Source organism: Paraburkholderia agricolaris, from assembly GCF_009455635.1.
GTDB lineage: Bacteria > Pseudomonadota > Gammaproteobacteria > Burkholderiales > Burkholderiaceae > Paraburkholderia > Paraburkholderia agricolaris.
Map to the genome: position 1 here is coordinate 3,403,835 of NZ_QPER01000001.1, position 11,953 is coordinate 3,415,787.

Sequence of the window (11,953 nt, forward strand, 5' to 3'; positions counted from 1 at the left end):
TTCCCATCCGATTCGACCGGCTGATCAAGCTTCGGCAGTGACAAAACCGGGCAGCGCGGCGAACCGCGCAAGATGGTGATCGACATCGCCCAATGTGGTTTCGATGATAGCAAGGCGTTTGAACAGATGCGCCGCGGCGACTTCGTTCGTGACACCCATGCCGCCGTGCAACTGGACGGCCTGCTGCCCCACGAAACGGGCAGCCTGACCGACGCGCACCTTAGCTGCGGAGACCGCACGGCGACGCTCGTCAGCGTCTGCGCTGGTATAGCGTACCGCCGCGAGGTAAGTGACCGAACGCGCCTGCTCGGCGTGAATCAGCATCTCGACCATGCGATGCTGCAACGCCTGAAAACGCGCGATTGGCTGACCGAACTGCTGGCGTGTCCTGGTGTACTCGACCGTTGCGTGGTTCAGCGCGTCGAGCGCGCCGACCGCTTCCGCACAGAGCAGCACCGTCCCGTAATCCGCGATATGCTCGAGCGCCGCGGCGCCTGCGTGCTTGCCCGTGAGCCGGCGTGCAGGCGTGCCCTCGAATTTGAGCGTCGCGGCGCGCTGACCATCGATGGTGCGGTAGTCAGTGATTTTGACGCCGGCCGCATCGCGGGCGACGACGAAGAGCGCAATCTCGCCATTGAACCGGGCCGGCACGATCCAGTAATCTGCCTGCGCGCCGTGTAGCACCACCGACTTCGTGCCGCTCAACGTCTGCTGATCGCCCTCACCGCTCGCGGCGGTCTCGATTTCGAACAGGTCGTAACGTGCATGCGGCTCGTGAAATGCCATGGCGAGCTTGATCTCGCCCAGGGCCGCGCGTTCGAGCAGCGATGCGTCTTCGCCCTGCCCGCTACCCGCCAGCCGCAGCGCTTCGACACCCACCGCGGTCGCCCAATACGGCTCGACCACCAAAGCGCGGCCGAGCTCCTGCATCACCACCAGCATATCGATCGGACTGCCGTTAAAGCCACCTTGCGCTTCCGGTACCGGCAACGCGGTCAGTCCCAATTCGGTGAAGGCTGCCCAATGCGCGTTTGACACACCGGTTTCCGATTGCACGATCACCTGGCGCGCCTCGAACCCGTAGCTCTTATCAAGGTAGCGGCGCAGCGCGTCAGCAAATTGCTGTTGTTCGTCGTTGAAAGTGAAGTCCATGCGCCGCTCCTCAAAGTCCCAGAATCATCTGCGCGATGATGTTCTTTTGAATTTCATTCGAGCCGCCATAAATCGACGTCTTGCGGAAGTTGAAGTAGTACGCGGCCAGCGGCGCAGCGTCATCATCGCCGGCGAGGCTATGCTCGCGCTCACCTTCGAGGAAAGGCACGTCGAACGGTGCGGCAAGTGGTCCAATTGCTTCGAACATCAGTTCGGTTAGCGCCTGCTGCACTTCCGTGCCCTTGATTTTGAGCATGGAGGCTTCCGGTCCCGGCCCACGCCCCCCCGTTTCATTGGCGACCACACGTTGCACGGTGACTTCGAGCGCCATCAGTTCGATCTCGAGGTTCGCGACTTTCGCGGCGAACACAGGATCTTGCAGCAGCGGTTTGCCGTTCTTCTTCTGATCCAGCGCGAGGCGCTTCAGGAATACGAGCTCGCGTTTCGATTGCCCGACGCGCGCAATGCCCGTGCGCTCGTGCCCGAGCAGGTACTTCGCATAGGTCCAGCCGCGATTCTCTTCACCGACCAGATTGTCGACCGGCACCTTCACGTCTTCGAAGAAGACTTCGTTGACTTCGTGGTCTTCGTCGAGCGTGATGATCGGACGCACCGTAATACCGGGCGTCTTCATGTCGATCAGCAGGAACGAGATGCCCTCCTGCTTTTTCGCGCCGCTGTCAGTGCGCACGAGGCAGAACATCATGTCGGCGTACTGGCCGAGCGTGGTCCAGGTCTTCTGACCATTGACCACATAGTGATCGCCAACGCGCTCGGCACGTGTGCGCAGCGAGGCCAGGTCGGACCCGGAGCCCGGTTCGGAGTATCCCTGGCACCACCAGTCCGTACCGTCGAGAATGCGCGGCAGATAGTGGCGTTTCTGCGCCTCATTGCCGTACTTCATCAACACCGGCGCAACCATCGAGACACCGAACGGCAGCACGGACGGCGCACCGATACGCGCACACTCTTCGTCCCAGATATGCCGTTGGGTCGCGTCCCAGCCCGGGCCGCCGTATTCTTTCGGCCACGCGACGACCGACCAGCCGCGCGTGCCGAGCAGCTTGTGCCAGCTTGCGAAGTCTTCGCGGTTCAGACGCTTGTGGTTGAGTACTTTGTTGCTCAGCTCGCGAGGCAGATTCGCTTCGAGCCAGGCGCGGATGTCGGCGCGGAACGCGTCGTCAGCGGGGGAATAGTCCAGATTCATGCGTAGTGTCTCCTGGCCGCAACCGCCCGCTGCCAGAGAGCCACTGCGCTATTGCAGCGGTTCCTTCAAAGCAGCCGGGACCGGCAGCGGCATCACTTCGATGCCTTCTTCGACCAAGGCTTTCGCGTCTTCCGGTGTCGTAACACCGCGAATATTGCGTGCGGGCGCTTCGTTGTAGTGAATGCGCCGTGCTTCCTCGGCGAAGCGGTCGCCCACGTTCTCCGTCTTTTCCAGTACCTCGCGCAATGCGCGCATCACGCGCGCCTGCATGTCCCCAGCGCCCGCAGGGACTTTCGTGTCAGTCGCACCCGACAGATTCAGCCGGGGCGCCGACGGCAACCGGCTCACTTCATGCGCACCGCAGATCGGACATTCGACGAGCTTGCGAGACTGCTGCGACTCGAAGTCATCAGCCGAAGCAAACCAGCCTTCGAACCGATGGCCATGCGGACACTGTAAATCGAGGACCTTCATGTGGAATCAGGGCTTGCGTGCCAGTTTAGCGCAAAATGGAAATTTGTGAACGATCGTTCGTAAATTTTTACGGCCGACACGTCGACACCAAGCGTCGCCTACAAATCGAACGCGGTGGGCGATTTTAACGCTTTGCGCACCGGGCTGCCGAAGGTGATTCAACCGCGAGCGGCATACCTTCAATTCGTGCATGACAGGGCTTACTGATCGCATGGCGCTCGTGGGTCCGCGCAGCCTCCATCCCGCACTTTTTAAGTCACAAGGGATTCGAGCCGGCAGTTAAGCCGCCGCTCGAGTTGAAGCGCCTCTTTGGCGAGGTTGATCTGCTTGGCCGATTTCGCGACATCGAATATGTCCGCCTTGATGTCATACCCGCCACGTGCATTCAGCCAGCCAAGTATGTCTGACAGATGCCATACCGACGCGCTCCCCTCATGAACGGGTGGCGGAAAGTCGAGTGCGTGGCTCAACATCAGCTTGCGCATGTTTTGCCGTGACACGCCGGCTACCTCAGCGACATCCGTGAGGCCGACGAAATCCGGCCCCGCCTCGACAAGGCGCGCTGACGGCACTGACTGCTTGATATCCTGGAGTGCGCTGACAAGCGCCTCGAATGCCGACGTGCCTTCGCGACTAAAAACCAGCGCAATACGCCCCGGTTGCCCGACGCCGATCGTAGCGTCGTCACATCCGGCTTCGCCAAGGCGCTCGACGATCTCGTCAAGATCGCAATCTTGCGCAGCAAGCTGATACTTCAAGGTGAATACATATTCCATAAGCTACTCCTGCCTTCATTCCGTCTCGGGTTTTACCCTTCGAACATTTTCATTGCCGGTGCGTCGTGCAGTTGTCGACGATGCGTTTGAGGTGCTTTGCGTGATTGCCGGGATTCTTCGGCGTACTCCACACACTCGAAATGCAGAACTCACCGCAACGACATTCCGCGTCGTTGTATGGACAGTACATTTTTCCCCACGCATGACCTTTGCCGCCGCCCCGGATACGCCAGCCGTGGCTTTCCGCATAAACCAGCGCAGCCTCAATCTCTTTTTCGGAATGGACTCCACGAACCATCTATACCCTCCAATCTAGTGCATACAAGCATGGTTGTCAAATGACAACCATGCTTGTATGTGCCCGCAATCCAGCCCATCGCACACTCTTCGTTATCCAGAATAAGGGCGATGGCAAACCTGGTTGCCAGACGTCGATACTAGAACGGCAACTGCCGTGGGGCGAGACGGCCGGATGGCATAGGACAAGAGCCTTCTTCGGGTACGGATGCAATGCGTCGAATCGATACGCTGCCCCAATGACAAAGCCCCTGCCGGTCACAGACCGACAGGGGCTTTTCGCAGGTTGCCCGCACGGTGCGCGATTCGCGCCCGCCGTGCGTTCTGAACCAGGCTCGCTATTGCGGCGCGGCCATCGGCCACACACCCGACAGTACCTTCTCCAGCCAGAACGTACCGATGACGGTTTTCACGTCGGTGATCTTACCGGTGCGCACCCATTCGGACACGTCGGCAACAGTCGCCGTGAACAGTTCAAGAAACTCACCGTCGTCGAGTTTGCGCTCGCCGGCAGTCAACCCACGCGCCAGGTAGATATCGATGAATTCGGTCGAGTAGGAAATGATGGGATGAATGCGCGTCAAATAAACATACTCGCGCGCCGTATAGCCGGTCTCTTCCTGCAACTCGCGTTTCGCGCAAGCCAATGCGCCTTCGTTCGGATCGAGCTTGCCCGCAGGATACTCGACCATGACCTTACCCATCGGATAGCGGTACTGGCTTTCCAGCAACACGCGGCCGTCGTCGAATAGCGGAATCACCATCACGGCACCCGGATGCTGAACGTACTCGCGAGTGGCCTGCTTCCCATCAGGCAAGCTGACCGTGTCGCATTTGAGTGTCAGGAACGGCCCTTGATGGATCGTTTTGCTCTCGAGACAGGTCTCGGTGAGCGCGGCATCGTGATTGGGAAGTTCAGCCATATGCGACCTCAGGACAGCTTGGGGCGCGACGGCGAGACGCCGTCAGCGACGTTTGACGAGATACTGGAAGGTAAAGCCGGGAAAGGCGAACACGATGAACAACGCGAACGTGATCGCATAGAACTGCCACCCCTGTTCGAAGCGGTTACCCGCGCGCGCTTCCAGCAGAAAACCGAACGCACCGACCACAAAGTACAGCACGATCAGTTCGGCAATCCGGATCCAGGCACTCTTCTTCGCCGCTTTCAACGGCACGGCGGCGAAGAGACGCTGGTTCAGGAACGGCAGGTTGGCGCCGACCAGCGCCAACAACACGATAAACCAACCCGCAGCTGACATCAGAGCAGCAGCGTGTGCTGGATAGCCTGCAGGCAGGCCTTCAACAGCGGATCCGGTACGATACCGAGCACCAGTACGGCAACACCATTGAGCGCGAGCAAAGCACGCGTGCTGGTATCGGCAACGATCGGCGACTTGTCTTGCGGTTCGTCGAAGTACATCAGCTTGACGATACGCAGGTAATAGAACGCACCGAACAGCGACGTAATCACGGCCAGCACGGTCAACCAGGTCAAACCGGCATTCATGGTTGCCTGCAGCACCGCGAGCTTGGCATAGAAGCCGACCGCAGGCGGGATGCCGGCAAGCGAGAACATCATCACCATCATGACGAACGCAAACACCGGGCTGCGCTGATTCAGACCCTTGAAGTCTTCGAGCGTATCCGCTTCAAAATCGCGGCGTGCCAGCAGCATGATGACGCCGAAGGTGCCCATCGTCGTAATCAGGTAGACGATGCTGTAGTACATCGCCGAGCCGTACGCATTGGCCGCGCCGGTCGTCTTCTGATCCACCACGCCGGCCAGCAGGCCAAGCAGCACGAAGCCCATGTTCGAGATCGCCGAGTAGGCGAGCATGCGCTTGACGTTGCGTTGCACGATACCGGTGATGTTGCCGACGATCAACGACAGCGCGGCCAGAATCACCAGCATCTGCTGCCATTCGACAGCCAGCGGCAGCAGACCCATCACGAGGAAGCGCAAGCCCCAGGCGAACGCGGCCACCTTCGGACCGCCGCCCACCATTAGCGTCATGGCCGTCGGAGCACCCTGATACACGTCAGGCACCCACATGTGGAACGGCACCGCGCCCATCTTGAACGCCACGCCCGCCACGATGAAGATCACGCCGAACAGCAGCACGCTCGGATCGTAGTGGCTCGTGCCGATCGCCTTGAACACCTCGTTCAGATCAAGCGAGCCGGTTGCGCCGTACAGCATGGAAATACCGTACAGCAGGAAGCCGGAAGCCAACGCGCCGAGCACGTAGTACTTCATTGCCGCTTCGTTCGAAGGCGCCGCGTCACGACGCAGGGCGATCGCACCATACAGCGACAGCGACATCAGTTCCAGACCGAGATACAGCGTCAGGAAGTTGTTGCCGGAGATCATCACGAGCTGGCCGAGCAACGAGAACATGCCCAACAGGAAGAATTCGCCGCGGAACAGCCCGCGATCTTCGAGGTACCGGCGCGAATAGACGATCGACACGGCATAACCGAGCGTGACCACTGCCTTCATCACACTGGCGAACGAATCCACCACATACATGTGACCAAAGAAGTAGTGCACCTGCGGATCGAACGCGTTCACCGCGAACCAGATGCCGGCAATCAGCGTCGAGAAGAACGCGATGAAATACGTGGTGCGGCGACCGGCCTGGCCGACGAACGTGTCGTTGAGCCACGCAACGACAACGGCGAGCATCACCAGTGCGTCGGGTAACAGGGCAGTCATAGGGGCGTTTTGCATGATCTTTAAATTCCTCCGCTCTGCATTACTGTGGCAACGGCAGCTTGGACTGCGCGACGTGGGAGAGGAGGTTTTCCACGGATACGTGCATCACATCGGTAAAGGGCTTCGGATACAGGCCCATGAACAGCGTCAGTGCGGCGAGCACTGCCAGCATGAAAAACTCGCGGCGGTTGATGTCTACGAGGCCCTTCACGTGATCGTTGGCGATCGCGCCGAAGTACACGCGCTTGTACATCCACAGCGTGTAGGCCGCGCCGAGAATCAGCGTGACAGCCGCACCGCCCGCGATCCAGAAGTTGTACTGGACGGCAGCCAGAATCACCATGAACTCACCGACGAAACCGGACGTACCCGGCAAGCCGCAATTCGCCATGGAGAACAGCATCACGAATGCCGCGAACTTCGGCATCACGTTGACGACGCCGCCGTAATCGGCGATCTGGCGCGAGTGCATACGGTCGTACAGCACGCCGATGCTCAGGAACATCGCGCCCGACACGAAGCCGTGCGAGATCATCTGCACGATCGCGCCTTCCACGCCGAGCTGATTGAAGATGAAGAAACCCAGCGTCACGAAACCCATGTGCGCGATCGACGAATACGCGACCAGCTTCTTCATGTCGGCCTGCACCATCGCGACCAGACCGATGTAAATCACAGCGATCAGCGACAGCGTGATGACGACCGGCGCGAGGAAGTGACTTGCGTCCGGCGTAATCGGCAGCGAGAAGCGCAGGAAACCGTAGGCGCCCAGCTTCAGCATGATCGCGGCCAGCACGACCGAGCCGCCGGTCGGCGCTTCCACGTGGGCGTCAGGCAACCACGTGTGAACCGGCCACATCGGCACCTTCACGGCGAAGGCCATGAAGAACGCTATAAACAACAATATCTGCGGGGTCATGCCGATTTGCGCGTTCTGCCATGTAGCCAGATCGAACGTGCCGGTCTGGACGTACAGGTACAGCAGCGCAACCAGCATCAACAGCGAACCCATCAGCGTGTACAGGAAGAACTTGAACGCCGCGTACACGCGGTTCGCCCCGCCCCACACGCCGATGATGATGTACATCGGAATCAGCGTCGCTTCGAAGAAGACATAGAACAGCATGCCGTCTGCCGAACTGAACACGCCGACCATGATGCCGGACAGAATCAGGAACGCAGCGAGATACTGCGCGACGTTCTTCGTGATGACTTCCCACGCGGCGATCACGACGATCACCGTAATCAATGCGGTCAACACAACGAACCACATCGAGATGCCGTCGACACCCAGGTGGTACGTGATGTTGAAGCGCTCGATCCAGTTCGCCTTTTCGACGAACTGCAGATCGGCGGTGCTCGAATCAAAACCGGTAATCAGCGGGATCGTCACGAGGAAACTGACGACCGAGCCGATCAGCGCAATCCAGCGCGCCGGAGCCGGATTCCGGTCGGAGCCAATGGCCAGAACCAGCAGACCTACGAGGATCGGTAACCAGATCGCGATACTGAGAATCGGATAAGCGTGCATTAGTGTCCCTCGCCTTATTTGCCGCCGAGCGTTACAAACAGGGTCAGGAGCCCCAACATGCCGATAATCATGGCAAACGCGTAGTGGTAGATGTAGCCGGATTGGAGGAAGCGGATCACGCCGGCAAACCAGCCGATAAAGCGTGCGCTGCCGTTGACGATACCGTCGATAACCACGACGTCGCCTTCCTTCCAGAGACCACGGCCAATTGCCACAGCGCCCCGCGCGAACACGACTTCGTTGATCTTGTCCATGTAGTACTTGTTATCGAGCAGCGTGTAGATCGGACCGAACGCGCGCTTGATGACAGCCGGCAGATCAGGACGAACCAGGTACAGGAACCACGCGGCGACCACACCCGCGAGCGCCAGCCACACCGGCAGACCCGAGATCGAATGCAGGCCCATTGCCGCCCAGCCGTGGAATTCTCCAGTCATCTCTTGCAGCGCCGGATGGTTTTCGCCGATGAAGATCACCTTGTCGAACGCCACACCGTGCTGGAAGAAGTCGCCAAACAGCATCGGGCCCACACCGATCGCACCAATCACGATCGACGGAATCGCCAGCAACACCAGCGGCACCCACACCACCCACGGCGTTTCATGCGGCTCGTGCGCGTGGTCGTCGTGACCATGACCGTGGCCGTGTGCATCATGGCCGTGACCGTCATGCGCATGCGCGGCCGCTTCGATGCCCATCGGCGATTCCGGATGCTTCGGACCGCGGAAGCGCTCCTTGCCGTGGAACACCAGGAAGTACATACGGAACGAGTACAGCGCCGTGACGAACACGCTCGCCACGACCGCGAAGTAGGCGAAGCCCGAACCCGGCAGATGCGACAGCTTCACTGCGTCGATGATCGAGTCTTTCGAGTAGAAGCCTGAGAAGAACGGCGTACCGATCAGCGCCAGCGAGCCGACCAGCGACGTGATCCAGGTAATCGGCATGTACTTGCGCAGGCCGCCCATGTTGCGGATGTCCTGATCGTGGTGCATGCCGATAATCACGGAACCCGCGCCGAGGAACAGCAGCGCCTTGAAGAACGCGTGCGTCATCAGGTGGAACACCGCGACCGAGTAGGCCGATGCGCCCAGCGCGACCGTCATGTAACCGAGCTGCGACAGCGTGGAGTAAGCGACCACACGCTTGATGTCGTTCTGGATGATCCCGAGGAAACCCATGAACAACGCGGTGATTGCGCCGATGACCATCACGAACGACAGCGCCGTATCCGACAGTTCGAACAGCGGCGACATGCGCGTGACCATGAAGATACCGGCCGTCACCATGGTTGCCGCGTGAATCAGCGCGGAGATTGGCGTCGGACCTTCCATCGAATCCGGCAGCCAGACGTGCAGCGGGAATTGCGCCGACTTACCCATCGCGCCGATGAACAGACAGATGCAGGCCACCGTCAGCAGACCCCAGTCGGTGCCCGGGAAGCTCAGTGCCGCGAGTTCGGTGCGCTTCGCAAATACATCGCCGTAGTTCATCGAACCGGCGAACGCGAACAGCAGGCCGATACCGAGCAGGAACCCGAAGTCGCCGATGCGGTTCACGATGAACGCCTTCATGTTGGCGTAGATCGCAGTCGGGCGCGTGAAGTAGAAGCCGATCAGCAGGTACGAAACCAGACCCACTGCTTCCCAGCCGAAGAACAGTTGCAGGAAGTTGTTGCTCATCACGAGCATCAACATCGAGAACGTGAACAGTGAGATGTACGAGAAGAAACGCTGGTAGCCGTCGTCGTCGGCCATGTAGCCGATCGTGTAGATGTGCACCATGAGCGACACGAAGGTCACCACACACATCATCATCGCCGTCAGCGAGTCGACCAGGAAGCCGATCTCGAACTTCGTCTGGCCGATCTGCATCCAGTCATAGACGGTCGCGTTAAAACTTGCCCCACCCATCACCTGGAAGAAGACGACAGCCGAAAGGATGAACGAGATCGCGACGCCGAGGATCGTAACCGAGTGCGCACCGGCTCGCCCTACCGCTTTCCCGAACAGCCCCGCAATCAGGGAGCCGGCCAGCGGTGCCAGCGGGATCGCCAGCAGCAGGTTTTCATTGAGTATCGTTGACATAACCGCTTTACCTGAAATTAACCTTTGAGCTGATCGAGATCCTCGACATTGATCGTGTCGAGGCTACGGAACAGGGTCACCAGAATCGCCAGGCCGATCGCTGCTTCCGCTGCTGCAACCGTCAGCACGAAGAAGACGAAGATCTGGCCATGGATGTCGCCGAGGTAGTGCGAAAACGCGACGAAATTGGTGTTCACCGCCAGCAGCATCAGCTCGATCGCCATCAGGATGATGATGACGTTGCGACGGTTCAGGAAAATGCCCACCACGCTGATCGCAAACAGGATCGCGCCGAGGACAAGGTAATGAGCAAGGGTCAACATGATTTCTATCTCCTGTCCGCTCAGCTGTTTTTAGCGGGTGCCGAGTCGGCCGCCGCTGCTGCCGCTGCGGCGGCTTCTTCCGCCGCGACTGTTGCCGCGGTCTTTTCAGATGCCATCTTCACGATGCGCACGCGGTCCTGAGCACGCACCTTGACCTGCTCGCTGACGTTCTGGCGCTTGCTGTCTTTCTTGTGACTCGTGGTCAGCGCGATCGCCGCGATGATCGCCACCAGCAGCACGAGGCCGGCGACTTCGAACGCGAAGATGTAGTCGGTGTAGATGACCTTGCCGATCAGGCGAGTGTTCGACCAGTCGCCCATGCCATTCGCGGCAGCCGTGGTGTCGCGCAGCGCCGTAGCGGTCGCGCCGTAACCGTGCCACAGAATCAGCGCGGTCTCGATCACGATGATCGCGCCCACCAGCGTAGCCATTGGCACGAAGCGTTTGAAGTCTTTTCGCAGCACGTCGATGTTGATGTCCAGCATCATCACGACGAACAGGAACAGCACCATCACCGCGCCGACATACACCAGCACCAGCAGGATCGCGAGGAACTCGGCCTGCAGCAGCATCCAGATCGCGGCTGCATTGAAGAACGCCAGCACCAGAAACAGTGCGGACGAAACCGGGTTGCGCGAGGTGATCACCTTCAGCCCTGAAACCACCAGGAGCAGCGCGAAGATGTAGAACAGTACGGTCGTGAATTCCATGATTACCGGTTCATCGTTAGGCCATCGTCAGGCATTGTTCTTTGGCACGTGGCGGGTAAAAGCGGCCGAACCGCCAGAACTGCCGCACAGGTGCGCCGTGCCGCGGCGGTCAAACCGCGGCGCTCGGCCCGACAACAGGCCGTGTTACTGCTGCATTTACTGCTTCAACAGAAGAAGCGCTTCAACGATACGGTGCATCGGCTGCCTTGTTCGCAGCGATCTCTGCTTCGTAACGATCGCCAACGGCCAGCAGCATGTCCTTCGTGAAATACAGGTCGCCACGTTTTTCGCCGTGATATTCGAGAATGTGCGTCTCGACAATCGAATCGACCGGGCAGCTCTCTTCGCAGAAGCCGCAGAAGATGCACTTGGTCAGGTCGATGTCATAACGCGTCGTGCGGCGCGTGTTGTCCGCACGGGTTTCCGATTCGATCGTAATGGCGAGTGCCGGGCACACTGCTTCGCAGAGTTTGCAGGCGATGCAGCGTTCTTCGCCGTTTTCATAGCGGCGCAGCGCATGCAGGCCGCGGAAACGCGGTGAAATCGGCGTCTTCTCTTCCGGGAACTGCACCGTGATCTTGCGCTGGAACGTGTAACGTCCGGTCAGCGCGAGGCCTTTGAGCAGTTCCGTCAGGAAGAAGGTCTTGAAAAAGTTTTGGATTGCGGTCATGGGTTCA

Annotated in this window: 13 protein-coding genes; all 13 read right to left on the reverse strand. The window is 59.6% G+C overall.

All coding sequences use genetic code 11. The features are described 5' to 3' along the window. Positions 1 to 24: 24 nt before the first annotated feature. The gene (locus tag GH665_RS14950) at positions 25 to 1,152 is read right to left on the reverse strand and encodes an acyl-CoA dehydrogenase family protein (RefSeq protein ID WP_153136511.1); all 1,128 of its coding nucleotides are present in this window, start codon (positions 1,150 to 1,152) and stop codon (positions 25 to 27) included. Positions 1,153 to 1,162: 10 nt separating this feature from the next. Beyond that, entirely contained in the window at positions 1,163 to 2,359 is a 1,197-nt protein-coding gene (locus GH665_RS14955; RefSeq protein ID WP_153136512.1) for an acyl-CoA dehydrogenase family protein, read from the reverse strand. 48 nt (positions 2,360 to 2,407) lie between these two features. Next, a complete protein-coding gene (locus GH665_RS14960) occupies positions 2,408 to 2,833 on the reverse strand; it encodes a DUF1178 family protein (RefSeq protein ID WP_153136513.1) in 426 nt (141 codons plus the stop codon). Positions 2,834 to 3,084: 251 nt separating this feature from the next. Beyond that, positions 3,085 to 3,609 (reverse strand): helix-turn-helix transcriptional regulator, encoded by a 525-nt coding sequence (locus GH665_RS14965; RefSeq protein WP_153136514.1) that lies wholly within the window; start codon positions 3,607 to 3,609, stop codon positions 3,085 to 3,087. Between the two features lie 49 nt (positions 3,610 to 3,658). Beyond that, entirely contained in the window at positions 3,659 to 3,907 is a 249-nt protein-coding gene (locus GH665_RS14970) for a hypothetical protein (protein ID WP_153136515.1), read from the reverse strand. A 337-nt stretch (positions 3,908 to 4,244) separates the two neighbouring features. Beyond that, positions 4,245 to 4,829 (reverse strand): NUDIX domain-containing protein, encoded by a 585-nt coding sequence (locus tag GH665_RS14975; protein ID WP_028196953.1) that lies wholly within the window; start codon positions 4,827 to 4,829, stop codon positions 4,245 to 4,247. Between the two features lie 42 nt (positions 4,830 to 4,871). Beyond that, positions 4,872 to 5,168 (reverse strand): DUF2818 family protein, encoded by a 297-nt coding sequence (locus GH665_RS14980; RefSeq protein WP_028196952.1) that lies wholly within the window; start codon positions 5,166 to 5,168, stop codon positions 4,872 to 4,874. Further along, positions 5,168 to 6,640 (reverse strand): NADH-quinone oxidoreductase subunit NuoN, encoded by a 1,473-nt coding sequence (gene nuoN / locus GH665_RS14985; protein WP_153136516.1) that lies wholly within the window; start codon positions 6,638 to 6,640, stop codon positions 5,168 to 5,170. Before nuoN ends, GH665_RS14980 begins: the two co-directional genes overlap by 1 nt. Before the next feature lie 25 nt (positions 6,641 to 6,665). Next, positions 6,666 to 8,156 carry an NADH-quinone oxidoreductase subunit M gene (locus GH665_RS14990; protein ID WP_153136517.1) on the reverse strand — a complete coding sequence of 497 codons (1,491 nt, stop codon included), beginning with the start codon at positions 8,154 to 8,156 and terminating at the stop codon, positions 6,666 to 6,668. A gap of 14 nt (positions 8,157 to 8,170) precedes the next feature. Then, positions 8,171 to 10,243, reverse strand: a complete 2,073-nt coding sequence (nuoL, locus tag GH665_RS14995; protein WP_153136518.1) for an NADH-quinone oxidoreductase subunit L — start codon at positions 10,241 to 10,243, stop codon at positions 8,171 to 8,173. A 17-nt stretch (positions 10,244 to 10,260) separates the two neighbouring features. Then, positions 10,261 to 10,566, reverse strand: a complete 306-nt coding sequence (gene nuoK / locus GH665_RS15000) for an NADH-quinone oxidoreductase subunit NuoK (RefSeq protein WP_028196948.1) — start codon at positions 10,564 to 10,566, stop codon at positions 10,261 to 10,263. A gap of 20 nt (positions 10,567 to 10,586) precedes the next feature. Then, complete coding sequence (locus tag GH665_RS15005; RefSeq protein WP_153136519.1) at positions 10,587 to 11,276, reverse strand: NADH-quinone oxidoreductase subunit J; 690 nt, start codon at positions 11,274 to 11,276, stop codon at positions 10,587 to 10,589. Between the two features lie 181 nt (positions 11,277 to 11,457). Then, entirely contained in the window at positions 11,458 to 11,946 is a 489-nt protein-coding gene (gene nuoI, locus GH665_RS15010; RefSeq protein ID WP_012401389.1) for an NADH-quinone oxidoreductase subunit NuoI, read from the reverse strand. Positions 11,947 to 11,953 lie beyond the last annotated feature (7 nt).